The organism is Sulfolobus sp. E5-1-F (genome assembly GCF_009601705.1).
Lineage (GTDB): Archaea > Thermoproteota > Thermoprotei_A > Sulfolobales > Sulfolobaceae > Saccharolobus.
Map to the genome: position 1 here is coordinate 492736 of NZ_CP045687.1, position 24341 is coordinate 517076.

The 24341-nt window shown below is 35.6% G+C and carries 24 protein-coding genes and 1 pseudogene; 12 read left to right on the forward strand and 13 right to left on the reverse strand.

Annotation, left to right across the window (positions count from 1 at the left end):
• Positions 1–123: 123 nt before the first annotated feature.
• Positions 124–1401 carry a glutamine synthetase family protein gene (locus tag GFS03_RS02705; protein WP_153424532.1) on the forward strand — a complete coding sequence of 426 codons (1278 nt, stop codon included), beginning with the start codon at positions 124–126 and terminating at the stop codon, positions 1399–1401.
• Positions 1402–2388, forward strand: a complete 987-nt coding sequence (locus tag GFS03_RS02710; protein ID WP_153422397.1) for an alcohol dehydrogenase catalytic domain-containing protein — start codon at positions 1402–1404, stop codon at positions 2386–2388.
• Here the strand turns inward: GFS03_RS02710 and GFS03_RS02715 are convergent.
• Together GFS03_RS02715 and rtcA are read right to left on the reverse strand one after the other, a co-directional pair.
• A complete protein-coding gene (locus GFS03_RS02715) occupies positions 2385–2624 on the reverse strand; it encodes a 50S ribosomal protein L13e (protein WP_153422398.1) in 240 nt (79 codons plus the stop codon). The genes GFS03_RS02710 and GFS03_RS02715 overlap by 4 nt on opposite strands.
• Before the next feature lie 32 nt (positions 2625–2656).
• Positions 2657–3670 (reverse strand): RNA 3'-terminal phosphate cyclase, encoded by a 1014-nt coding sequence (gene rtcA, locus GFS03_RS02720; protein ID WP_153422399.1) that lies wholly within the window; start codon positions 3668–3670, stop codon positions 2657–2659.
• Between the two features lie 13 nt (positions 3671–3683).
• Between rtcA and GFS03_RS02725 the strand changes: the two genes are divergently transcribed.
• A complete protein-coding gene (locus GFS03_RS02725; RefSeq protein WP_153422400.1) occupies positions 3684–4127 on the forward strand; it encodes a hypothetical protein in 444 nt (147 codons plus the stop codon).
• Here GFS03_RS02725 and GFS03_RS02730 read toward each other — a convergent pair.
• Both GFS03_RS02730 and GFS03_RS02735 read right to left on the reverse strand, forming a co-directional pair.
• Positions 4104–5162 (reverse strand): DNA polymerase IV, encoded by a 1059-nt coding sequence (locus tag GFS03_RS02730; protein ID WP_153422401.1) that lies wholly within the window; start codon positions 5160–5162, stop codon positions 4104–4106. The genes GFS03_RS02725 and GFS03_RS02730 overlap by 24 nt on opposite strands.
• On the reverse strand, positions 5159–6010 hold the full coding sequence (locus GFS03_RS02735; RefSeq protein WP_153422402.1) for a carbohydrate kinase family protein: 852 nt from the start codon (positions 6008–6010) through the stop codon (positions 5159–5161). Before GFS03_RS02735 ends, GFS03_RS02730 begins: the two co-directional genes overlap by 4 nt.
• A 274-nt stretch (positions 6011–6284) precedes the next feature.
• On the opposite strand from GFS03_RS02735, the gene GFS03_RS02740 reads away from it, so the two are divergent.
• On the forward strand, positions 6285–7643 hold the full coding sequence (locus tag GFS03_RS02740; RefSeq protein WP_153422403.1) for a RuvB-like helicase: 1359 nt from the start codon (positions 6285–6287) through the stop codon (positions 7641–7643).
• An 83-nt stretch (positions 7644–7726) separates the two neighbouring features.
• Positions 7727–8293, forward strand: coding sequence for a GMP synthase subunit A (locus GFS03_RS02745; protein ID WP_153422404.1), 567 nt, complete (start codon positions 7727–7729; stop codon positions 8291–8293).
• 3 nt (positions 8294–8296) lie between these two features.
• Here GFS03_RS02745 and GFS03_RS02750 read toward each other — a convergent pair whose 3' ends face one another.
• Positions 8297–9085: a KaiC domain-containing protein gene (locus GFS03_RS02750; protein ID WP_153422405.1), complete on the reverse strand. Its 789-nt coding sequence runs from the start codon at positions 9083–9085 to the stop codon at positions 8297–8299.
• Between the two features lie 78 nt (positions 9086–9163).
• Between GFS03_RS02750 and GFS03_RS02755 the strand changes: the two genes are divergently transcribed.
• The 4 genes from GFS03_RS02755 to GFS03_RS02770 are packed head-to-tail and all read left to right on the forward strand — an operon-like array spanning position 9164 to position 11835.
• On the forward strand, positions 9164–9649 hold the full coding sequence (locus GFS03_RS02755; protein ID WP_153422406.1) for a cyclin-dependent kinase inhibitor 3 family protein: 486 nt from the start codon (positions 9164–9166) through the stop codon (positions 9647–9649).
• On the forward strand, positions 9619–10215 hold the full coding sequence (locus tag GFS03_RS02760) for an endonuclease V (RefSeq protein ID WP_153422407.1): 597 nt from the start codon (positions 9619–9621) through the stop codon (positions 10213–10215). Before GFS03_RS02755 ends, GFS03_RS02760 begins: the two co-directional genes overlap by 31 nt.
• 4 nt (positions 10216–10219) lie before the next feature.
• Positions 10220–10837, forward strand: a complete 618-nt coding sequence (locus tag GFS03_RS02765) for a cysteine hydrolase family protein (protein ID WP_153422408.1) — start codon at positions 10220–10222, stop codon at positions 10835–10837.
• Between the two features lie 8 nt (positions 10838–10845).
• On the forward strand, positions 10846–11835 hold the full coding sequence (locus tag GFS03_RS02770; RefSeq protein ID WP_153422409.1) for a DHH family phosphoesterase: 990 nt from the start codon (positions 10846–10848) through the stop codon (positions 11833–11835).
• Here the strand turns inward: GFS03_RS02770 and GFS03_RS02775 are convergent.
• Positions 11832–12518 (reverse strand): metallophosphoesterase family protein, encoded by a 687-nt coding sequence (locus GFS03_RS02775; protein WP_153422410.1) that lies wholly within the window; start codon positions 12516–12518, stop codon positions 11832–11834. The genes GFS03_RS02770 and GFS03_RS02775 overlap by 4 nt on opposite strands.
• Positions 12519–12549: 31 nt before the next feature.
• Between GFS03_RS02775 and GFS03_RS02780 the strand changes: the two genes are divergently transcribed.
• Both GFS03_RS02780 and GFS03_RS02785 read left to right on the forward strand, forming a co-directional pair.
• The gene (locus GFS03_RS02780; RefSeq protein ID WP_153422411.1) at positions 12550–13689 is read left to right on the forward strand and encodes a DUF763 domain-containing protein; all 1140 of its coding nucleotides are present in this window, start codon (positions 12550–12552) and stop codon (positions 13687–13689) included.
• Positions 13690–13797: 108 nt separating this feature from the next.
• Positions 13798–14458 (forward strand): annotated as a pseudogene (locus tag GFS03_RS02785) (DUF47 domain-containing protein).
• On the opposite strand, the gene GFS03_RS02790 reads toward GFS03_RS02785, so the two are convergent.
• Positions 14447–15433: an inorganic phosphate transporter gene (locus GFS03_RS02790; protein ID WP_153422412.1), complete on the reverse strand. Its 987-nt coding sequence runs from the start codon at positions 15431–15433 to the stop codon at positions 14447–14449. The pseudogene GFS03_RS02785 and the gene GFS03_RS02790 overlap by 12 nt on opposite strands.
• The gene (locus tag GFS03_RS02795) at positions 15393–15623 is read right to left on the reverse strand and encodes a ribbon-helix-helix domain-containing protein (protein ID WP_153422413.1); all 231 of its coding nucleotides are present in this window, start codon (positions 15621–15623) and stop codon (positions 15393–15395) included. Before GFS03_RS02795 ends, GFS03_RS02790 begins: the two co-directional genes overlap by 41 nt.
• Before the next feature lie 167 nt (positions 15624–15790).
• Between GFS03_RS02795 and hel308 the strand changes: the two genes are divergently transcribed.
• Positions 15791–17938, forward strand: a complete 2148-nt coding sequence (hel308, locus tag GFS03_RS02800) for an ATP-dependent DNA helicase Hel308 (RefSeq protein ID WP_153422414.1) — start codon at positions 15791–15793, stop codon at positions 17936–17938.
• A gap of 136 nt (positions 17939–18074) precedes the next feature.
• On the opposite strand, the gene GFS03_RS02810 is transcribed toward hel308, so the two are convergent.
• The 5 genes from GFS03_RS02810 to GFS03_RS02830 form a co-directional block, all read right to left on the reverse strand.
• Entirely contained in the window at positions 18075–19646 is a 1572-nt protein-coding gene (locus tag GFS03_RS02810; protein ID WP_153422416.1) for an acyl-CoA carboxylase subunit beta, read from the reverse strand.
• Positions 19647–19670: 24 nt separating this feature from the next.
• On the reverse strand, positions 19671–20180 hold the full coding sequence (locus GFS03_RS02815) for a biotin/lipoyl-containing protein (protein ID WP_153422417.1): 510 nt from the start codon (positions 20178–20180) through the stop codon (positions 19671–19673).
• Complete coding sequence (locus GFS03_RS02820; RefSeq protein WP_153422418.1) at positions 20180–21706, reverse strand: acetyl-CoA carboxylase biotin carboxylase subunit; 1527 nt, start codon at positions 21704–21706, stop codon at positions 20180–20182. The genes GFS03_RS02815 and GFS03_RS02820 overlap by 1 nt, the downstream gene beginning before the upstream one ends.
• A gap of 257 nt (positions 21707–21963) precedes the next feature.
• Entirely contained in the window at positions 21964–23571 is a 1608-nt protein-coding gene (locus GFS03_RS02825) for an ABC transporter permease (RefSeq protein WP_153422419.1), read from the reverse strand.
• Entirely contained in the window at positions 23564–24262 is a 699-nt protein-coding gene (locus GFS03_RS02830; protein ID WP_153422420.1) for an ABC transporter ATP-binding protein, read from the reverse strand. The genes GFS03_RS02825 and GFS03_RS02830 overlap by 8 nt, the downstream gene beginning before the upstream one ends.
• Positions 24263–24341 lie beyond the last annotated feature (79 nt).

Consider the following 24341-nt stretch of genomic DNA (forward strand, 5'->3'; position numbering starts at 1 on the left):
CAAAAATTAGAATGAATGAGTTTCTTTGTAAGTGGGGTGAGTCGATGGTCTAAACATTGTAAATACTTAAGATTTCGTATTAACATTTATTAAATGATTCTACAAATAGTTGATGAGATAAAAGTGTCTAAGGAGAGTATATTTGATGCTTTGAAATCTGGAAAAATAGATTACGTGAGAGTAGAATTTGTAGATATATTAGGGAATACCAAAGGAAGATCTCTAAGGAGAGCGGAATTTGAAAATGTGATAAATAACAACAAAGGAGTTGATTATCCAGAATCTTTGGCATTAATGGACTACAAGGATAGACCGATAAAGTCTAGGTATGAGGATATTATTGCTATTCCTGATCTGAACACCTTTGTTGTAATACCGTATCTAGAAAGAACTGCTAGAGTACTCTCATTTCTAGTCCAACCTGACGGTTCATCGTACCCATATTGTAGTAGATCTATACTTAATAAGGCAATAGATAAGTTAAGGGAAGCTGGATACATGCTACAAGTTTCATTTGAACCAACATTTTATCTTTTGGATTCTTCCTTGAATCCAGCAGACTACTCTAAAGCTTTCTCGTTGGAGGGATTATTAGAGCAACAGAACTTCCTAAAACTACTTATAAAGTATTTGGAAGAAATTGATATAAAAGTAGAAACTATTAATAAACACTATGGCCCAGGTCAATATGAGGTTAAGCTTTCCCAAAAACCTGTTTTAGAAGCTGCAGATTCCCTAATTTCCAGTAGGGAAGTGATAAGAGATACCGCAAAAATGAATAATACAATTGCTACATTTATGCCTAAGCCATTTAAAGAATACCCTAGTAGTAGTATGGACATTACATTAAGTTTGCAAACAATAGATGGAAAAGACATTATGTATGACCCCAATGACTCTAACGGAATTGGGCTTAGCAAGATTGCATACAACTTTATTTCTGGAATATTGGAGCATCTTCCTTCAATATTATCCATCGCAGCACCGACAATTAATTCATACAAGAGATTTAAGGAAATAGTGACTCCGAATATGCCAGGTATAGGCACTGAAAGGCATTATATAGTGAGAATACCAAGTTATTATAAGGACACTCATCAAGTAGAATTCCGTTTAGCTGATCCATTAGCGAACCCATATATTCTATTAGCAAGTATAATCTATGCAGGTTTAGATGGTATTGAAAGAAATCTTATGGTTAATGTAAATGAATATTATGGTAACTTACCACAAACTCTAAAGGAATCTTTAAGCAGACTGGAAAATGACGCATATATGAAATATAATCTTGGCCAAGATTTAATTTCTACTTATATCAATATCAAAAATATAGAGATAGAAGAATATGAATCAGAAATAACTGAATGGGAAAAGGAATATTATCTAAAAGCGGGATGGTAAGTGTTAGCTGCAATTCTTAGGAGTTTTGGTGAGGGATTAAGTCTTGAAAACGTAAGAGAACCTTCTTATGGAATCATTCTAAAAGTTCTAGCTACTGGACTTTGTCATGGAGATTTACATGTGATGAGTGGTGATTGGAGATATGAAATTAAGATTGAATTGCCTAAAATACTAGGACATGAAATTGTCGGTGAGGTTATTAAAGGTAATAAAAATTTTGAGGAAGGGGATAAGGTATTAGTTTATAATAGTATTGGTTGCGGAAAATGTAAATATTGCGTGTCCAGAAAGTATCAATATTGTGAGAGAGTGAAGATTGTCGGGCTTAATATTGATGGTGGTTTTGCAGAGTATGTGGGTGTTCCTACTGATAACATTCTCTTGAAAGTAGAAGGGAATCCTGTTGAATTAGCGCCTTTAGCAGATGCTGGAATCACAGCTTATAGTTCAACTAAGGGCATAACTGATGAGGATAACGTATTAATTATAGGAACTGGAGCTGTCGCACTATTCGCATTGCAAATTTTAAAGCTAAGAGGAGCTAGAGTTACTATTATTGGGCATAATAAAAATAAGCTTGGAAAAGCTAAGGAATTAGGAGCTGATGAGGTAATTAATATAAAGGATAATAGTTCAATAGCGAGTGAGATTAAGGGGTTTAAGTTTGACTATATTATAGATTATGTGGGTAGTGATTACACACTTTCTGATTCTATGTGGTTGCTGAATAGTGAAGGAGAGCTAAGAATTGTTGGAGAATTTGGTGGCGTTCTAACTGTGCCGGAACAGTTACTGGTATTAAAGGGGTTAAAAGTAAGGGGTATATTATACGGTAGCTTTGATGATTTGGTAAGTGTTTACAAACTGTATAATGAGGGAAAAATTAGATCTATAGTAAATACGTATAGATTAAGGAATATTAACATGGCGGTTAAAGATTTGAGAGAGGGAAAAGTAATAGGTCGAGCAGTCATAGTACCTCCTTAAGATTTTTGATTAGAAAGCTTCTCTAGAAACTTCTTTAGTATCTCTACGTTCTCTTCATGAACTGATTTTCTTCTTATATCTATAGATATCCCTAGTTTTCTCGCCTTATTTATATTTAATCCAGCTTTTTCTAGTTCTCCTACGCTAAATCCTCTTCCTATTCTTTTATCCTTTCTTTTATGTGGGTATTCGAAATGATAATTCGGTCTTTTTATAATAGCTTTAGGGAACTCCATAGGAGTCCCCAAAATTAAATAGCGAGCTACTTTTAAAAGGTTTTAGCTTTAAACCTAAATGGTCTTTTACCACTAATCTCGATTTTAACATCTAGAAACTTTTTTATAATCTCCATATTCGTATAGGCGTGAGACGTTAATTCAGCACCAACATATTCCCCACCGTAAAGTGAGGCAAATATCATGAGCATATCGCTCATGTGTACATCTACTGCTGCCTTAGTGTTAAGATTGTCAATAAGTATTCTCGCAGCCTCTTCTCCAACTGTCTCAGCTCTTTTACCTCTCTCTCCCAAGGAATCCGCTCCAATAATACTCTTCTCCCCTATGGCTGCTAGTGTAATACCACTGCCTTTACTGATTTCATTTTGTCTTACATCAGTTTCTATTTCAATTGGAACTCCAAGCTTAGAAAGTATTGTTTTCGCTGAGTTCATCTGCCTTTCCGCAATATGAGCGGGTAAAGATGAAACATGTGAAATTCCCTTTATCATTGTTAGTTTACCCAGTTCTGGTAAACTAAATGCGGATGGGTTTCCATTAACGTATTCAATTACAACTTCTCCTCCACCCTCTGGATAATGACCTCTTTTTATCAAACTCACCTTTGCTTCAATTCCAATTTTTCTTAAAATTTCTAAATATATAAGTCTAATGTAATCTATACTAGGAGATTTTGGGACATCAGTACCACCTTTTAGTCTAACTTTTACATTCTTGTTAATTATGGCCGGTATTACAGTTTGTATTATTAGGGTTACGCTACCAGCTGTACCAATATTTATATCCATGTTAGTATTTCCTTTTACTTCATGAGGGATGAATATTAGTTCTTTGGATCCTACTTCGTCCCCTTTAGTTTCCGCATTCGATATCATCTTCATTGCTCTTACTGCCCATAGATGTTGCCTTTGTAAGCCGGGATTAGGTCTATTAGCTCTTATATTAAATATTCTAAATGGTTTACCAGTTATGACAGATAACGTTAAAGATGTTCTCAGAATTTGCCCTCCACCTTCGCCAAAGGATCCATCTATTTCAATCATCGGGTGAATTATCTTGAAGATCAAATTAAAGTCTCTTGTAAAGGTTGTTGGAGAAGAGGAATTAGCAATAATACCTTTAGCGGAAAACGAATATTTTGTAGAATGTTTAAATTTCTATGAAGATGTAGAAGGCGGAAGACAAGCTAGATTAGTTGTTATAGTAGATAAGTATGGAATAATAAGACAAGATCAAGTCAATTTCATAAAAGGTAAAAAGACATTTGTAGATGCAATAGGAATAGAGGACGATTTCCGGAAAATTCAAACTGTATTAAAACTTGATAGAGTAGCCAGAATGTTTAAAGTTCCCTTATACTTTGATATCGAAATTGTTGAGAAGCCAGATGTTTCTAAGAGGGGAATAAAGGGATTTTATAACTATTTGTCAGTTCATAAGGAAATAGATATAAGTAAGTTGAAAGGTTTAGTAAGTTTAAGTATCGAAGAACTTGTCTAACCCTATTGCCTCAATGAATTTGCTAAATCTTACTCCAATCCTCCTTATTTTCCTCTCGTCATCTTCCAATATTTTTTGCAGTAATCTTATCGCTTCCTTATACGCTGTTTCCTTGCTTATTCCATGGGTGAAAGTTCTTCCTCTGCTTACAATATCTAAATCTTCAGTTACTGCAACTACGTGAATAGCCTTAGGAATCTTCTTATCTAATTTATAGTATGCCTCATCTATTGTTCTAAATAAATACGGTTTTATTTCCTCTAAATCCCTACTGTTTCTCTTGATTGTTACGATTCTCCCAATACTCTTTTGTACTCTAGTCCTTATAGGTTCGTTATACTCATCTCTAGCTAAAGAGAACAGATATTTGGCTTTCGCTTTACCAATTATTCTTTTTAGTTCGTCAAATTCGACTCTCAGTGTGTCAACCAGTTTATTAATGCCAATCTTTTTTAGTTTCTCTGCAGTAATACTACCAATCCCTGGTATATCTGCTATATCCAACTCTCGTATTAATCTTTTGACTTCATCGTCATCAATAACCTTTATCCCGTTTGGTTTCGCTAGATCTGCAGCAATTTTTGCGAATACCTTATTCTTGGAAATTCCCACAGTAACTGTGATTTTCTCTTTTTCAAGTATTTTGTTCTTAATTTCCAACCCTAGACTATATGCCTCTTGATAATTCTTAACCTTGTCTGAGATATCGAGGTAGGCCTCATCTATACTTGCGATCTCGATCTTCTCAGAGTATTCCCTTAGTAATTTCATTATTCTATTGGAAACTTGCTGATATACTTCCTTTCTCATGGGTAAGTAAACTGCATTTGGTAAAATTTTCTTTGCCTCAACTATTGGTATTCCAGCTTTTATCCCAAATTTTCTAGCTTCATAATTAGCAGTAGCTACAGCCCCACTATCCTCGAATCTCCCAGAAAATACACAAATAACCACTGGCTTTCCTTTCAAGGACGGATTTAAAACTTCCTCAACTTGAGCGTAAAAGTAGTCAAAATCGACGAAGAGAATAATCATTTACATATAACATTTGGTTTCTTCTTCCTTAAATACTCTCTTACCTCTTCTAATGTTGGTGAAGATATTCCTCCAATCCTTGTAACTTTGAGACCCGATGCTACGCTAGCAACTTGTAGACTTTTTACAATATCCTTTTCCTCAGAATATGTGACATTAAACGCCGCATCGAAGGTATCTCCAGCTCCAGTAGTATCAACCACCTTTTCTACTTGTATTGGTTCAACTGAGCACTCTTCGGTCTCAGTAATTATCTTTGCCCCTTTCTTGCCCATCTTAATTACGATAAATCTTGCCCTAACGTTTTTATCTTCTATCATTTCATACTCTTTTTCATTAACATATAAGATGTCTACGTCAATTGACTCTATATTTTTAGTCTGTGGTCCAGGATCATAGCTTACCAATTTCGCATAAGGGTCCCTTACGACAACGTTTGGTGATACTGAGGCGAAGTGAGTAACGTCAAACAATCCAAAACACCTTTTGACGTCTTCTCTAGTTAGCAATATTGAGGCACCAAGTTTTCTTACCATAGATAGTGTTCCATCGTTCCTTAGGAAGATCAATGTGGCGCTAGGTTTCTCATTTAGTTCCTCTACGTACTCTAATCCTACTCCTAATTCTACTATCTTCTCCATTAGACTTCTAACTACTTCATTTTTCCCAACCTTTGCTAGTAGCTTAGCTGAGTGACCCAGCTTAGTCACTGCTACTGCGTAGTTTGTTGCAGCACCTCCTGGCATGATTTCAAGGATATCTGTCATGTGACTAGAGTCTATAGGTGGAATAGAATCCAATTTTACTATAATATCAATGTTAAATCTTCCCACCGCTAGATGTATCAACTAAAATCACCCATTTCAGACAGCCGCCACTCAATCACTTCGTCAGTCCCAAAGGTCTTCATCACATGTTATCTTTAGATAGTGCTATATTAATAAAGCTTACATAATCCTTATAATTGAGCCTCCGATCTCTACTGCGTGAAAAAACTTAGCTTTTAACCATCGTATCCTGAACTTTTAGGTCATAATATTTTATATATAACCTTTCTCATAATATAAAGCCTCAGATATTAGAGTTAATCTCAAAAACTTTACCATATATTAGTACTGTGATATGTCGGAGATAAAAGAGTTAAAGAAACCTATACGTGAAAAAGCGAATATTCATAGTCATATTAAAGGTTTAGGTTTGGATAATAACGGTAAAGCGAAATTTATCGCAGATGGGCTCGTTGGTCAGGTTGAAGCCCGAGAGGCAGCGGGAGTGGTAGTACAACTAATAAAACAAGGAAAAATGTCTGGGAAAGGGATACTGTTTGTTGGTCCTCCCGGTACTGGGAAAACTGCATTAGCTGTAGCGATTGCCAGGGAATTAGGTGAGGATACTCCATTTACTGCAATTAACGCTTCTGAAATATACTCTACAGAACTTAAGAAGACTGAAATACTAACCCAATTGATAAGAAAATCAATCGGTGTCAGAATTAGGGAGAAGAGACTTGTGTATGAAGGTGTCGTAAAAGAGAGGAAGATTAAGGTTGCTAGGAGTAGATTAAATCCGTACTCTCAAGCTCCAGTTGAGGCTCAAATTACTTTAACTACTAAAGACGATGAAAGGACATTATCGGTAGGTGAGGAAATAGCTCAACAACTTGTATCCTTAGGCGTTAAGAAAGGTGATATTATCATGATTGATGCTCAAACTGGGCATGTTGTAGTTGAAGGTAAGGCAAAAGGTTTTGAGGGTGCTAAAACGTACGATATAGAGACTACGAAAGTGCTAGAGATTCCTACTGGTCCGGTGAAAAAAGAAAAGGAAATAACTACTACACTTACTTTAAACGATTTAGACTTGAATTTAGCAGCTAGAAACCTAGCTGTTACAGCTATTTTCTCATTCTTTACGGAGAGAGAAATAAATGAGGATGTTAGAAAAGAGGTAGATAGGCTGGTTAAGGATTGGATTAGTCAAGGAAGGGCTGAATTAGTAGTTGGTGTGCTATTTATTGATGATGCCCATACACTCGATTTAGAAGCATTCTCTTTCCTAACTAGGGCCTTAGAGTCCGAACTAGCTCCAATACTGATCTTAGCAACTAATAGGGGCTTAACTAAGATTAGAGGAACTGATATAGAATCTCCTCATGGGATTCCTCTTGACCTATTGGATCGACTGTTGATAATACCAACTAGACCTTATAACGCTGATGAAATTAGAGAAATAATAAAGATAAGGGCTGATGAATTAGAAATTGAATTAGATCCTCAAGCTTTAGAGGAATTAACTAAAATAGGCGTTGAAAATAGTTTAAGATATTCCGTTCAGCTACTAGAACCATCTCTTATAATTGCACAAAGAAATAATAGGAGTGTCATAAAGGTTGAGGATGTGTTGGTAGCTTCAAAGCTATTCTCAGATGTTAAGAGAAGTGTAAAGTTTGTAAAGGAGTATGAGAATCTATTATTGAAATGATGTCTGGTGACGGCTCTGAGCAGTGATGTCGCCAAAAGTCTGATCAATATATTTTTTAAATATCCAAAAACTTAGATTTTGGTGTGAAAGTAGGTTTAGTATATTATGGGGGACAATATAATCACCTAATACTTAAAAACGTAAAGTATTTAGGAGCTGAAATTGAGGTAATATCCCCACATAAACCGGTAGAGGAACTTAAGAAATTCGATTGTGTTATATTCAGTGGTGGCCCCTATTCAGTATCAGAGGAAATTCATAAAATGGGAAACTCTCCCCTTTATATAAAAGAACTGAAAGTTCCAATGTTAGGCATATGTCTAGGCCATCAGTTGATTGCCTATGTATTAGGTGGGGTTGTAAGAAGAGCGCTAAATCCAGAGTATGGGCTTACTAGGATAAACATATTTGATGAAGATACTATTCTGAGAGGTTTTTCACAACAACTTAACGTCTGGGAAAGTCACAATGATGAGGTGGTAGAACCGCCTAGTGGATTTAGAGTGCTAGCTAGTAGCGCAAATGCAAGAGTTCAAGCAATGGCGAACTCAAATAATTCAATATTTGGTGTGCAATTTCACCCTGAAGTTAAACATACAGAAAGGGGAATAGAGATATTCAAGAACTTCTTAGGAGTATGTAGGAAATAGAATTTACTTAAGTTCCTCCTCAGTCTTTTTACTACTGTCAATGATCTTTCTCTTTACCTTTTCTGGCAAAGCATAATCTTCTCTCCTTTCCTCTAATCTTCCCTTTAAGACTATTCCCTTACCATTAACGATATCTATTTCCCATACATGTTTGTCGTGATCGGTTTGTCTCATCTTCTCAATTAATATATACCTATGCAGTTCTCCATTCTTTATCATCCTTCTGAATCTGATTATTCCATCTGCGACATGTTCTACTCCAAATCCAAATGCTTGTGATGTGGTTATTGCGTACTGTGAAGTAGCATATATTGTGAAGTTCCATTTATTTAGTACTCTCTTAAGATAGTAGCTTATTTTCCTTGCCATAGCTGGTTTATCCAAAAATAATGCACTTACGGAATCGATTACTAATCTAGCTTTGCCATAACCTAATTTTTGTTTAGCCTCAATTACCTTGTTTACTAGTTCTTCAGGAGTTAAGTTCACTAGAGACCATTGATCCTCTCTTTCCTTCATTAGTGCATCTATTATTATCAACTTCTTCTCTATATATTCCTCAAAATCCCAGTTGAATTGCCTAGCTTGTCTTATTATTGAATCTCTACTTTCCTCAGTTGTAACGTATATACAGGGATCTCCGTCTCTTAATCCTTTAGCGATGAAGTGAAGTGAAAATATAGTCTTTCCAGTCCCTGGTTCTCCAGCCAACGCTATGAAAAATCCTTGTGGAATTCCACCTTGAACTAGTTTGTCAAAGTCGGATATTCCAGTAGATAATCGACTTGCCATAATCTTAAATATCTATTTTGAGAATTTTAAAATGAACTGTGAAGCTCAGCGGATCTTCTGAAATTGGAGTGATGAATAATGTATTGGGTTAGAAGGAAAATTATAGGAGGTTCTGAATTACCATATACCGAAAATGAGATTTTAGAATGGAGGAGGGAGGGAGTAAAAAGAGTATTAGTTTTACCAGAGGACTGGGAAATTGAGGAGAGTTGGGGAGATAAGGATTATTACCTATCTATTCTTAAGAAAAATGGACTCCAGCCCTTACATATTCCAATTCCAGATGGCGGAGTTCCATCAGACTCTCAATTTCTTAAAATTATGAGATGGTTACTAAGTGAAAAAGAAGGTAATTTAGTTCATTGTGTAGGCGGAATAGGAAGAACTGGTACAATTTTAGCTAGTTATCTAGTTTTGACTGAAGGATTAGACGCAGAATCTGCTATTAATGAAGTTAGATTAGTAAGACCTGGTGCTGTACAAACATATGAGCAAGAGATGTTCGTATTACGTGTAGAAGGGATGAGAAAGAATTGGTTGAAAAGCATCTACTCGAATTCCTAGAAAAATTACAACTCCTTATCTCTAAGAACGTTAAAATAAGCCATTATGGAATTGAGAACGTTAAGAAAATCTGTGGAGTTGATATTGCATATAAGGATAATCTAGGATTCTCTGTCGGTGTAAGTATGGATATTAGTAGTGGAGAGTATAATTACAAATCTTATGTTGGTGAAGTAAATTTCCCATATATTCCGGGTTTCCTTTTCATGAGGGAAGCTCCACTGATGATAAAGGCAATAGAGGGTTTGGAATGTCAACTTCTTTTGGTTGATGGTCATGGGATAGCTCATCCCAGGAAAAGCGGAATTGCAGCAGTCATAGGAGTTCTCCTAGACTTCCCGACAATTGGGGTAGCTAAATCTAGGCTTACTGGTGATTTAGTAAATGAAAGTGAAATTACCTATATATATCTAAATGGGGAGAAAGTGGGGGTTAAATTCGGCAAATATTTTTATAGTCCAGGAAATAAAGTCGACTTACAAGATTGCATAGAACTAGGTAAAAGAGGTTATCCTAAAGTTCTAAAAATAGCTGATATGCTTACTAAGAGGATAAAAAAGGAATAAAAACGTGTTTGCAGTAGATTTAATTATGAAAATTGAAGTACCAACTATACCAGAGCATAAAGAGGTTGTGCTAGATCCCACTAATACAGCACTGATAATTGTGGACATGCAAAACGATTTTGTGAGGAAAAACGGTAAATTATCAGTTCCTACTGCAGAGGCTACTATACCATTCATAAAAAGGCTAATTGATAAGGCTAGGAGTTCTAACGTACTGGTAGTATATACACAAGATTGGCACATGAAAGATGATCCAGAATTTAAAATATGGGGAGAACACGCATTAGCAGGAACTTGGGGTGCAGAAATAATTGACGAGCTTACTCCAGAAAGGAATGATTTTATAGTTAAGAAGTACAGATATGACGCCTTCTTTGAATCTTCGTTGGATTACATTCTTAGAGTTAAGAATATCAAAAATACAATAATTACCGGTACTGTAGCAAATATTTGTGTATTACATACTGCTGGTAGTGCAGCTTTAAGGTGGTATAATGTAATCATGCCAAAAGATTCAATATCTGCAATAACGGAATTTGACTATTATGCAACTTTAAGGCAAGTAGACTTTTTATATAAGGGTATAATAACTACTGCAGACGGCATTAAGTTTGAGAGGTAGGTAAAAAGTTGGAATATTATGCAATAGTACATAACGATTTTGATGGGACAGCATCAGCGGCCATTTACGCTAGAGCAGTTAAATCATTACCTAAAAATGTATTCTTTACAGAGCCAAACAAATTGCACTCACTTTTAGCTTCATTGGAGTTAAGAGGAGTATACAACGTTATGATCGCAGATTTGGGAATAAATGCTAGCACTTTTAATGAAATTATAAAGAGTTTAAAAAAGCTAATCGAACAAGGTGCTAACGTGGAGTGGTTTGATCATCATGTCTGGAAGGATGAATGGAAAGAGGAATTGAAAAAAATCGGTGTTTCGGTATATCACGATACTTCGACGTGCGGTGCTGGAGTTATATATAAATATAAGAATCCTAATGATGAATTTTCCAGAAGATTAGCTTCAGCAGATTGTTCGGTTGACATATGGCTTCATGATGATCCTATGGGAGAAAAATTGAGAAGAATAGTTGAGAATAATAAAGATTACTCGTGGAAAAATGAGCTAATAAGAATGTTTTACAATGGGATATTGTGGAATGATACATTTGATAAAATGTTAGAAGAAGTAGTTTCAAGAGAATTAGAAGGTTATAAAAAAGTAATGAAGAGTTATAAGTTAATACAAATTGACGGTTATAAGGTTGTTGTGGCAGTAAGATGGAAAGGTCCTCCAGATATAAGCTATGCTTCTCAGTTTTTAATGACTAGAACTAATGCTTCGGTCTTTGTATCAGCAAATGGGAAAAGCATATCTTTTAGAAGCAAGGAGATTGATGTTAGGCAATTTGCTGTTAAATTAGGGGGAGGAGGGCATCCCTTAGCAGCTGGTGCACAACTGAAAGTTCCCTTAATATATAGGTTTCTAAACAGGCTTGGGATTAAAGGTCCTATGCTAAATTGGGTTACTAAAGTTGTTCAGAGCACAATAACTGACGTCGGTTTTGTAATATATCAAGATAGTAAAAAGAGTAGTACATCTTCGCCATATTAAAGAGTGTGGATAGTTACAATTCTCTTATTAGCTGGTAATGCTACATTATATACTCTAACCCCTTTAACTACTGAGAGTGTTCTTTTTGCGTAATGCGCATGACCATGTATTGCTATGTTGGGTAAACAATCTTTTCCCTTAGTTGATAACTCCTCTAATATTCTATATCCTAGGTGTGGATAAACACTTTTTCTTTCACCGAATACTGTTTCAAAGGTACTGGCATAATGAGTTAAAAGAATTTTAATATCCGCTTTAGAGTTACAAGTCATTTCAGCGATTTTTTCCAACCTTTTCATATAAAGGTCTTCAGTTATCCCATTAGTAGTTTGCCATACTGTAGGCTTTTCTAGAACCCCCTCACTGCCGATTATTATAAGCCTTCTATTATCCATCTCGATTTCTGCTCTTTCATCCTCAAGCCAAACTATATCACTATATTTTTCTCTATAAAATTTTCTATTTTCTATAAAATCCTCATTCCCAAAAACTGAGACTATTTGCTTAACTCTGTTTTTTAGGGCATTATATACAGGGGTAAAATGTAAATACTCACCTCTTTCAACTAGATCTCCAGCTAATAATGCTAAATCAGCCTTAATATTCCCAAGTTCTCGTAAGGCTAAGAAGAATTCTGTTAAATACCTAGGTGAGTGTATGTCTGAGGTTGATATGATAAGCACATATATACCTTCTCTTCAGAACTTATAAAATATGGAAGTAGAGGGTATAGCTGACTTACCACTTCACACTGGTCATGTTCCCCCTTGGCTAGTTCCTATTATGAAGAGATTAGCTAAGGCCATAGTTGAAATAATGGTTCTCGAATTAGGTCCTCAAAAGGTTGTGGAGAGGTTATCAAATCCCTTATGGTTTCAAGCTTTCAATAATGCGATTGGAATGGATTGGGATTCCTCTGGTTCCACGACAGTAACATTAGGTATTTTGAAGGACGTTATAAGCCCTAAAGTTCATGGTTTTGCCGTACTTGGAGGTAAAGGTAAGAATGCTCTGAAGGTTCCAGAAGAGGTGGATATGCTAAGTTTTGATATAGATAAGAATAAAATTAAAAATATAAGTAAGATAGTGGCAAAAGTCGATTCAACCTTAGTTCAAGACGGACATCAACTCTATCATCACTCACTGCTTGTGACCGAGGATGGAAAATGGAGTGTAATCCAGCAAGGCATGAATTTAGAAACTAAGTTCGCTAGGAGATATCATTGGAAAGAAACTGATAATTTTGTGGTAGAACCTCATTCTGCAATATCTGGCTATAAGACTAATGTTGCGGTTAACATAATAGACAGAAAGAAAGATAGTACAAGAAAGTTAATATTAGATTTGTTAAGAGAGAATCCTAATAAGATAGTCTCTTTATATACACAAGCAATGTCTATGCTTAAAGGTCAATTATCTTTAGACTTGTGGATAAAAGGTGGATCAATAGCCTTTGTATCTAAAGAGGCTAGATTAGTTTACATGAAACCTGTAGATATTAATAGAATCAAACAGGTACTTAGGGAAATATATGAGGCTAACCCACTTAAACTTGAGGATGCACTAATTAGTGGCTTAGGCCCCTCTACAGCTAGAGCATTGTACTTAATAGCAGATTTAATATATAATGAACCACCATCGTATAAAGATCCGGTAAATTATCCTTATGATCCATTTAAGTATGCATTTGCTATTGGAGGTAAAGACGGTATACCATTTCCAATTAATAGGAAGGATGCTTGGGAGGTAATATATACCTTAGAGGATTTTATAACTAGAGCTAAGCTTGAAGAGGGTGATAAACGATTAGCCTTAGGAAAGTTGAGAGAACTTTCTAAAGGAATTGAGAAATGATATACGCAAGGTGATATAAATCTGTTACGAGAAGAGTTGTTAAGTTAAATGAGTTGAGCTATAAGTAGAAAAGTACTTAAATATGATTCTCCAGAATACAGTTTTAGAATGTTCAAATTAAGATTAAATAATAAAGAAGAGGAGGTATTCGAAAGAATTACGTTTACTGCAGAACTAATAGGTGAAGCAGTCAAGATTTTGCAAAGCGAGGTAGATCACGTAAGAAAAGGAGAATATGATCAAATTCCCGCAGATTTAATTAAAATCAAATCAATTCATGAAAGGGCTGGAATGTTACGTGAAGAAATACTTTCAACTCTTTATGGGGAGGCATTTTTACCCGACTTTAAGGAATCAATGGTAATGCTGACTCAAGCCCTTTTTAATACTTTAAGTTCTGTAAAGGATGCAGCTAGAGCTTTGGGATCTAGGAAAGTAGATGGGAAATGTATTACAATACTATCAGAAATGCTAATTACGTACCTAGCATTGGTCGATGAGGCATCACATAAGATTCATGAATTAACGAGGCATTTAGGATCAGATGTTGAGGTTTCATTGAAACTAAGTAGGGAAATACAAGCGATGGAGAGAGGGGGATGATATCAAAGACACTCTTTTGCAGAGGCTTTATGAGATAGAGAAGGAGATTGATATTATAAGCATATTGCAGATGAAAGATGTAATTATTTTTATAGATGATATATTGGATTCCTTAGAAGACGCGACATTAAGTGTAGAAATATTCTACGCAACATTAAAGTCCTAATATACTCTTTATTACTCCAAAGATTGCCAATGAGAGTATTATGGCAAATATTGGAGACGTGGACCAACTCCTAAATATTTGCATTACTTGTTTTCTAACATCTGATGTAAAACTTCTAAAACTAAGCCCTACTATACCACCTACTATGGTTTGGGTTATTGATAAAGGTATCCCGAAGATTGTGAAAATTTCATTTATAACATTACTTCCTATTAATGCGGATGATGCACCTAAATATCCTAGTTTGGTTATACGAAATCCAACCCTTATTGCTATCCTTTGACTAGTCAAAACTCCTAAAGCAGCAGATAATCCGTAGAGGGGTATTACAAGGTATGCTGGAGCAGAGAGCAACGCAGAAGACACTATTATGCCAATTGCGTTAGCTCCAACTATAAATGAGGTAAAGGCTGACGAGAATAATATAAGATTTCTATATATTGCGATCTGTTTAATAATGCGAGTCTCTGCACTTACAACCTTATTCAACGTTAGATATAGTAGAAGGGAAAATCCGATTGCGACTATTGGCGAAATAACCCAAGAACTTACTATTACCCAGAATTTTACCCAGTCTAATTCTATAAATCCATGAGATATTAAGGTTAGTATTGCAATTGACGGATAGAACGTTTGACTTAAAGAGGAAGGGATGCCTGATTTATTCAAAAAATAAAAGGTAATTATTGACGAGGACAATGAGGTTAAAATGGCTATAGCTACGTACAAACTATTTCCACGCATCACCCCATAGACACTGTGTAACATAGTTAAACTACCTAGTATTACACCTACTAAAATAGAGATCATATTCAATATGTAAGCATATCTTCTTTTTATTGCATTAGTTGCGAACAATATACCTAATGATGTTGCATTATTGTTCGCCCCTATCACGTAACTCGATATTAGCCCAACAATGAATAATAGGTACTCAATACTGTTCTGGGTCGAGATTATTACTGTGATCGCCATTTCTTTTCAGATACCCCAAGTAGCTGATTATGGCATCTCTTATAAAATCGCTTCTATTAGCATATCCTAAGTTTCTTGCGATATTATCCACTTTTTTTATGAATTCATCCTCTAATTTAAAAGATATCGTTACAGTCCCGGTAATTTCCAACTCAAATGTCTGTTCATCCACCTTTTTTAAAGTCGTCATGTGAATCAGAATTAATATGTGATTTAAGTACATAAACGTTTTGTCTTGTTTCCGGAGTCTATATTTATATAACTCTATCTACTACATTGAAAAATTTTCAACGCATTTCTTTGCGGAAAGTAGGGCAATAGTGCTTAAAAACCTCTTGCTATAAATAAAATGAGTTTATGAATTTAGAATTAGAGTGGATGCCAGTAGATAACCTAAAATTACCTAACAATGTTATTGATATAATAAAAAATAGGGGTATAAAAAAGCTTAACCCGCCTCAAACCGAAGCAGTAAAAAAAGGACTATTAGATGGTAATAGACTATTATTAACATCACCTACTGGTTCTGGAAAAACACTAATAGCAGAGATGGGAATAATTTCATTTCTTCTAACAAGCGGAGGAAAAGCAGTATACGTAACTCCTCTTAGAGCGCTCACAAATGAAAAGTATACAACTTTTAAGGACTGGGAATCAATAGGTTTTAAGGTAGCTATGACTTCAGGTGATTATGATACAGATGATGCTTGGTTGAAGAATTACGATATTATAATTACCACTTACGAGAAATTAGATTCCCTATGGCGTCATAGGCCAGATTGGCTTAACGAGGCTAATTATTTCGTGTTAGACGAACTGCATTACCTCAACGATCCTGAAAGAGGGCCAGTAGTTGAGAGTGTTACAATAAGAGCTAAAAGGAGAAATCTATTGGCATTGAGTGCTACAATAAGTAACTATAAACAAATAGCCAAATGGTTAGGAGCAGAACCAGTGGCAACAAATTGGAGACCAGTTCCCCTCATAGAAGGTGTTATGTATCCAGAAAGGAAAAAGAAGGAATATACTATACTTTTCAAGGATAATACTACCAAGAAGGTTCATGGGGATGATGCCATAATAGCTTATACTTTAGATAGCCTAAGCAAAAATGGCCAAGTTTTAGTTTTTAGAAATTCTAGGAAAATGGCTGAGAGCACAGCACTAAAGATAGCAAATTCCATGAACTTTGTAAGTTTAGATGAGAATGCGATATCCGGGGTTTTAAAACAATTAGATGATATCGAGGAAGGTGGTAGCGATGAAAAAGAGCTGTTAAAATCTCTTATAAGTAGAGGAGTTGCATATCATCATGCTGGATTATCAAAGGCATTAAGGGATTTGATAGAGGAAAGTTTTAGGCAACGAAAGATAAAGGTTATCGTAGCAACTCCGACTTTGGCTGCTGGTGTAAATTTGCCAGCTAGAACAGTAATAATAGGAGATATTTATCGATTCAATAGGAAAATAGCTGGATATTATGATGAAATTTCAGTCATGGAATATAAGCAAATGAGTGGAAGAGCTGGTAGACCTGGTTTCGATCAGATTGGTGAGTCAATAATAATAGTAAGGGACAAGGAAGATGTAGATAGAGTATTTAAGAAATATATAATGTCTGACGTCGAACCTATTGAGTCTAAACTAGGTAGTGAGAGGGCATTTTACACATTCTTGCTTGGTCTCCTTTCTGCTGAAGGTAGTTTGAGCGAAAAACAGTTAGAAAGCTTCGCGTACGAATCTTTGCTTCCAAAGTCGTTAGTTGACGTGTATTTTGATAGAGCCATAAGGTGGCTGTTGGAACATTCCTTCATTAGAGAGGAAAATAGGACGTTTACTTTAACTAATTTTGGAAAGAGGGTAGCTGATCTATATATAAATCCGTTTACTGCCGACATTATCAGAAAGGGACTAGAAGGACATAAGCCCTCATGTGAAATAGCTTACCTTCATTTACTGGCGTTTACCCCAGATGGACCGTTAGTATCAGTCGGAAGGAATGAGGAAGAAGAACTAATAGAATTGCTAGAGGATCTAGATTGTGAATTGTTAATAGAAGAACCTTATGAGGAAGATGAATATTCTCTTTATATAAACGCACTAAAAGTTGCGTTAATAATAAAGGATTGGATAGATGAAGTTGATGAAGATACAATATTGGAAAAATATAATATAGGTTCTGGCGATTTGAGAAACATTGTTGAAACCATGGACTGGTTAACTTATAGTGCATATCATTTATCCAAAGAGTTAAGGTTAAATGATCATAGTGAGAAACTTAGGATCTTGAACTTAAGAGCCAAAGATGGTATAAAGGAAGAGTTATTGGAATTAGTTCAAATAGGTGGTGTAGGTAGGAAGAGGGCTAGATTATTGTATAATAACGGAATTAAAGGACTAGGCGATGTTGTAATGAATCCAGATAAAGTTAGGAACTTGTTAGGTCAAAAACTAGGTGAGAAAGTTGTCCAAGAGGCTGCAAGATTACTTAATAGATTTCATTAATTTGCCGAACGGAGAGGTATACATTGTAAGAGATGAGTGTGAGACATTAAAAAGGCTTAGGCTAATTCTTTTAGCCTTGGGCCAAGAAGTACAACTTAACAATTGTCAAGAGCTGATTTGTAGAAAAAAGGTTTAGTCAGAGAGGGATATTACCATGTTTCTTTGGATATCTGAATTCCCTTTTATTTCTTAACATTTCTAATCCTCTAGCTATTACTTTTCTAGTGTCCTTAGGCTCGATCACATCATCTATTAAACCTTTCTCGGCTGCCCAATAAGGATTAGCGAACAACTTCTTGTATTCCGATATTTTTTGCTTTAATAGCTCTTCAGGATTTTGGGCACTTTGTATCTCCCTTCTATATAATATTCTAACTGCACCTTCTGGACCAGTTACAGCTATCTCCGCAGAAGGCCAAGCGTAAACTAAGTCAGCACCTAAACTTTTAATGCTCATTGCAATGTGAGCACCACCATAAGACCTTCTTACAATGACTGTAATTTTCGGTACTGTAGCTTCAGCAAATGCATATAACATTTTAGCGCCATGCCTTATTATTCCTTTATACTCTTGATCCGTCCCTGGAACATAACCTGGGGTATCAACTAAGTTTACTAGCGGTATGTTAAATGCATCGCAAAATCTGATAAATCTAGCGGCTTTATCTGCAGCATCAATATCTATTGCTCCTCCATAATACGCTGAATTATTTGCAACAATTCCCACGACGTTTCCATTTATCCTTCCAAAGCCTACAGTAATATTTTGTGCCCATAATTTGTGAACCTCCAAGAATTCGCTATTGTCAACTATATTGTATATTAAGTCCCTTATGTCAAACGGCTTTACTGAGTCTGTAGGTACAATTGACTCCGCACTCTGTACTTCCCTATCACCTGGATCGCCGGTATCAACATATGGAGGTTCTTCCATATTGTTTGAAGGTAAATAAGAGAGTAATCTCTTAGTTATGTTTATTGCCTCTTGTTCGTTTTCGGCCACAAAGTGAACAACTCCAGATTTTGTCGCGTGTACTATTGCACCACCTAGGTCTTGATAACTTACTTCTTCTCCTATTGACACTTTAGTAATCTCTGGTCCGGTCACAAACATGTAGTATGCGTCTCCTTTTATCATTATTAAAAAATCAGTAAGAGCAGGAGAGTAAACTGCACCTCCAGCTGCTGGTCCTGCCATAATGGTAATTTGGGGAATTACTCCAGAAGCCATTACGTTCATCTTAAACACTGCACCATATCCCTCTAAAGACTGTGCACCTTCTTGGATTCTGGCACCACCTGAATCATTTATTCCTATTATTGGAGAACCAACCTTTAGGGCTAGTTCATAAGCTCTAACTATCTTATTGGCATGTGTTTCTCCTAAGCTTCCTCCGAGTACCGTAAAGTCTTGAGCATAAGCGAAAACTTGTCTACCATCTATTTTTCCCCATCCGGCTATTACTCCATCTCCATAAAACCTATTCTTATCCAACCCAAATTCAGTCGCTCTAGTAGTAGCAAACGTCAGTATTTCATTGAAGGTTCCTTCATCGAATAGTAGATTTAATCTCTCCCTCGCCGTTAACTTCCCTTTACTGTGCTGGAAGTTTATTTTCTCATCTCCTCCACCTTTATACACTTTTTCCTTTAGCATTTTCAAATCTTGAATTAATTTATCCATTGGAGGTTTTTCATATATATCCATTTCTTTCACCTCATAACTGTAAGGCTATTTTATAACGATCAAAATATCTCCTTTCTTTACACCTTGTCCTTCTTTAACTAAAATTTTCTGCACAATTCCACCTATTGGCGATGAGATTACTGTTTCTGCCTTCATTGCCTCGATGGATAATAGGGGTTGACCCTTATTTACTGCATCTCCTTCCTTTACTCTTATTTTAACTACCCTTCCAAATAATGGAGACACTATTTCTCCCTCTTTTCCTCTTATTATTTCTTCAACTTTTTCTTCTCCTTTTACAGGAACTTCGCTTACCTTATCTAATCTTAAGAAATCTTGATTGTTGAATATTAACGCGCCATCAGATTCCACAAAAACATAATATTTTTTACCATTAATCTCAAATAAATGCTCATTTTCCCTATTACCTGGTCCTAGATATTTTACCTCGTAATATTTATCTCCTATTTTTATCTTGTCAATATTATTACTGGTTTGTTCATAAGATACTAGATATGTATCTCCCAATTCACTATAAATTCTAAACAGCCTCATTACCACAACACCCTTGGAGAGGATTGCGATATAATACCATAAGTTTTCCAATTGCTTTTATTAGTCGAGATGGGTAGTCTTTGTTCAGTCTTTTTCTTCTTTATTAATGTCCTATTGTAAATGGAGATAGCGATTGCAATTTGCATCTCTTGTTCTTCTTTTAATTTGGCCGTAAAGTACTCCATTTTCTCAGATATATATGCAGTAGTAAAGTTACCTTCCCAGAAGTCGGGATCTTGTAAAATCAACTTATATAATGGAATTGTAGTTTTAACTCCTCCTATTTTATAATCGTTTAAAGCCCTTAATCCAACTTGAATGGCGTAATCTCTACTTTGTCCATAAACAATTAACTTGGAAACAAGGGGATCGTAATATGGTGGAACCCATGAACCAACTTCTATACCACTATCTACTCTCACACCGGGACCAGTTGGTTCCTTATAATAAGTAATGTATCCAGATTGGGGTGTGAAGTTGTTTAATGGATCCTCAGCGTTGATTCTAAATTGTATTGCATGTCCTCTTATTTTCAAGTCCTCTTGGGAAAAAGGTAAATATTCACCAGTAGCTAGTCTTATCTGTAATTTAACTAAGTCAATTCCAGTTATGAATTCCGTAACCGTATGCTCTACTTGAACTCTTTTATTTAGTTCTAAAAAGTAAAATTCCCTGGTTACGGGTGAAAATACAAACTCCATAGTACCTAAAGTAAAGTAGTTAATTTCCTTCCCAAATCTTATTGATGCTTCTATAATCTCCTTTCTTTCCTCTTCTTTAATGGACGGGGAGGGAGCTTCTTCAATCAACTTCTGATTTCTTCTTTGAATTGTGCATTCTCTTTCAAAAGCTACAACGTAATTTCCATACTTATCTCCTATCAATTGAGTTTCAATGTGTTTTGGTTTTATAGCTGCCTTTTCTATGTAAATTTCTCCCCTACCAAAGGCAGAGTAGGCTAATCTTTTGCTTCTTTCAAAAGCTTCAGTTAGTTCGCTAGGATTATCAACCTTTATAATGCCTACTCCTGCTCCACCTCCAGCAGCCTTTAACATTATGGGATATCCTATTTCTTCAGCAATCTTTAATGCTTCTTCTACGCTCTCAATCGGTCTTAAAGGTCCAGGAGATGTAGGAACACCAGCTTTTCTAGCTATCATCTTTCCTTCTAATTTATCCTTTATTCTATTCATTACAGAAGCAGAAGGTCCTATGAATACCATTCCAGCTTTTTCAACAGCTTCTACAAATGATGGATTTTCAGAGAGGAATCCGTAGCCAGGGTGTATAGCATCAGCATGAGCTTTTTCCGCTGCATCAATAATTCTTTCAATATTTAGGTAACTTTCTAAGGCTGGTGATGGCCCTATCCAATAGGCTTCATCCGCATATTTCACATGGAGGGCGTATTTATCAGCATCGGAATATACAGCAATTGCCTTCATTCCCATTTCCTTTATGGCTTTCATAACTCTTATGGCAATTTCTCCTCTATTGGCTACAAGAACTTTATTAAAGGGTGGCATACTATACTAATGTGGTTAGACTGGTTTAAAAGTTTTTAACATTAGGAATTTGGGATAAACTGATTTTTAAAAAATTTTCGCTACAAAATCCTTTATGCACGCAAGATTTTGTTTTTTAGATCAATTTACATATAGTGTGCAAAGTACAATCTTGCTATGGGTTATTATTCAGCAAAATTTTTAATGTAATCTCCTCTATAGTAAGTGAGGATGACGAATCCGGGAACTGATAAGTGAGGACATGCGCGAACGCTGATTTAGGCTAAATAAATTCCTTCCTCTGCTACATATTTCTTCCTGGCTAAATCCATCATCTTCCTTGTGAAGAATATTGAGTAAATTATTACTACTATTCCAAATATTAATGAATCCCAAGCGGCAAGAGGGACATTTCCATTTGCAGTAGCAACTGCAATGTTTTTCATTATACCATGAGTGACTTGTAATGTATAACTGTTTGAGATTTGCCAATATTCCCCTATTGCCAAACCTCCCCATGCGCTGTTAATTGTACTTGAAAGTCCTGCAATTATATATGGAAATGTTGAAGGTATAATTACATATCTTAACTTTTGCCAGAAGGAGAAATTATAGTTCTTCATTATTTCCCAGTATTGATTAGGCATGTTCTTTATTCCAAGCCAATAGCTATAGAAAACGTAATAGAAAGTTGAAATGAATCCTAAGAGTATTACGTAGAACTCATTTGTCCAACTTCCAAAAACACTGTGAATAAAACTTATGGTTGATGTAAAAAGCAATGGGAAGTACGCTGGAGCTGGAAAAGACGCGTAGGTTTGTATTACCGGTGTCAATACTTTTTCCAATCTTTCACGGGTTGCAAGAAAATATCCTAGAAATATTGAGAATACTAGACTTACAGTTGCAATAAAAACTACTCTTATGTAGTCTATTAAGAGGTTAAAGAGAACGTTAGGAATGGTTGAAACTAAGTAAAGCCAAACAGATTTAGGTACCGATGAAATTGTAGAGAAAGCACCATACACTAATAATCCTAACAAAAATATAGAGATTCCAATGCCCAAATATCTCCAAGGCAAGTTCTTTCTAGTCTCTTCTTCATTGCTTGTAGTCCTACTTCCAATTCTAGTTACATATTTAGATAATTTAACAAAAGGGGCTATCGTGTTTGAGATTCTAGTAGTATACCTTATCCTCATTCTACCTCTTTTCGTCACTTTTATTTCAGTATCTAACCCGTATTTAGAAACTGTATAGTTGGCAAATTTTCTTAATATATAAGTAAATATGGTTACAAAGATTGCAAGTACTCCTAATCCCTCTAAGGCTAAATTGTACTCTTGAAGCGCAGTAAACTCTGCAATTAATGTACCTATACCAAACACGTGATAACTGGAACTACCTATTGAGAAAACCTCGCTAACTGTAATATAGAAGAACGCATCAGCGAAACTTGGTATAAGATTTGCCGCTATTCTAGGCCACGAATAAGGGATATACAATTTTGTCATTTTACCCAGAAAGCCTAATCTGTAGTTTTCACTAACTTCTAAAAGATCGCTAGGAACAGTCTTAAAAGCTTGATATATTCCTATCCATATATTCCAAACCACAGCAGTGAAGACTAGAAAATCTACAGCCAATTCTATACCAATATATCCACCAATCTTATATACGAAGAATATTAAAACAACCGGAAAGAATGAAATAACTGGGACTGATTCGAAAACTTCTAAAACTGAAATATAAATGTTTTCAAACACCTTACTTTTTATTGCTATATATCCTAGAAACCACCCAGTGATTATTGATAAACCTATTGTTAGAAAAACCCTACCTAGTGATGCGAGAGATGCCAAAAATATCAATAGAATTTCACTCATTGCTATTCCCTCCTTTCTTTACTGGGGTTAAGAGGGCGTAAAGTATATCTAAATACTCTTGAAAACTTTCATCCTTTGGATTTCTTGGCCTTTCCAATTTTATTTCTACCTCTCCAATTACTGTAGCTGGTCTTCCGTTTAGAACGTAAACTCTATCAGCTAACTCTACCACTTCACTCAGGTTATGAGATACTAAGACTACGCTATGAAGTGTAGTAGACTCATTAAATAGCATCGAATGTACTTCTTGCCTTAAACCCTCTGCAGTTAACTCATCTAAGTGTGAAAACGGTTCGTCCATTAAAAGCACTAATGGATTAGCGGCTAAAGCTCTAGCTATTGCTATTCTTTGTCTCATTCCTCCGCTCATTTGTTTTGGGTAAAAATCCTCAAAACCTTGAAGTCCTACTACCTCTAGCATGTGCTTAGCTAATCTGTCCTCTTCTTCTTTAGGTAATTTCCTATATTTTAAACCCAGTTTAACATTTTCCAATGCAGTTAACCAAGGAAAAGTAGCTATTGATTGATGTATAAGTGTAATTTTTGGCGTCGGGCTAGTTACCTTTTTTCCTAATAGTCTAATTTCCCCTTTAAGGGGTTTTACAAATCCTCCTAGTACTCTTAGTAGTGTTGATTTACCAATCCCAGATGGACCTACTATAGCTATAAGCTCCCTATCTTTAGTGTACATATTAATATTTTCGAATACTAAATATCCATTAGGGTAAGCGTAAGCTATATCTAAGGCCTCTAGGATTCTTCCAACAGCT

Coding starts and splice junctions, on each gene's coding strand:
- GFS03_RS02715 (WP_153422398.1), bottom strand. CDS start 2,624: ATGGAGTTCCCTAAAGCTATTATAAAAAGACCGAATTATCATTTCGAA.
- rtcA (WP_153422399.1), bottom strand. CDS start 3,670: ATGATTGAAATAGATGGATCCTTTGGCGAAGGTGGAGGGCAAATTCTG.
- GFS03_RS02730 (WP_153422401.1), bottom strand. CDS start 5,162: ATGATTATTCTCTTCGTCGATTTTGACTACTTTTACGCTCAAGTTGAG.
- GFS03_RS02740 (WP_153422403.1), top strand. CDS start 6,285: ATGTCGGAGATAAAAGAGTTAAAGAAACCTATACGTGAAAAAGCGAAT.
- GFS03_RS02750 (WP_153422405.1), bottom strand. CDS start 9,085: ATGGCAAGTCGATTATCTACTGGAATATCCGACTTTGACAAACTAGTT.
- GFS03_RS02755 (WP_153422406.1), top strand. CDS start 9,164: ATGTATTGGGTTAGAAGGAAAATTATAGGAGGTTCTGAATTACCATAT.
- GFS03_RS02780 (WP_153422411.1), top strand. CDS start 12,550: ATGGAAGTAGAGGGTATAGCTGACTTACCACTTCACACTGGTCATGTT.
- GFS03_RS02790 (WP_153422412.1), bottom strand. CDS start 15,433: ATGGCGATCACAGTAATAATCTCGACCCAGAACAGTATTGAGTACCTA.
- GFS03_RS02795 (WP_153422413.1), bottom strand. CDS start 15,623: ATGACGACTTTAAAAAAGGTGGATGAACAGACATTTGAGTTGGAAATT.
- hel308 (WP_153422414.1), top strand. CDS start 15,791: ATGAATTTAGAATTAGAGTGGATGCCAGTAGATAACCTAAAATTACCT.
- GFS03_RS02810 (WP_153422416.1), bottom strand. CDS start 19,646: ATGGATATATATGAAAAACCTCCAATGGATAAATTAATTCAAGATTTG.
- GFS03_RS02815 (WP_153422417.1), bottom strand. CDS start 20,180: ATGAGGCTGTTTAGAATTTATAGTGAATTGGGAGATACATATCTAGTA.
- GFS03_RS02820 (WP_153422418.1), bottom strand. CDS start 21,706: ATGCCACCCTTTAATAAAGTTCTTGTAGCCAATAGAGGAGAAATTGCC.
- GFS03_RS02825 (WP_153422419.1), bottom strand. CDS start 23,571: ATGAGTGAAATTCTATTGATATTTTTGGCATCTCTCGCATCACTAGGT.
- GFS03_RS02830 (WP_153422420.1), bottom strand. CDS start 24,262: ATGTACACTAAAGATAGGGAGCTTATAGCTATAGTAGGTCCATCTGGG.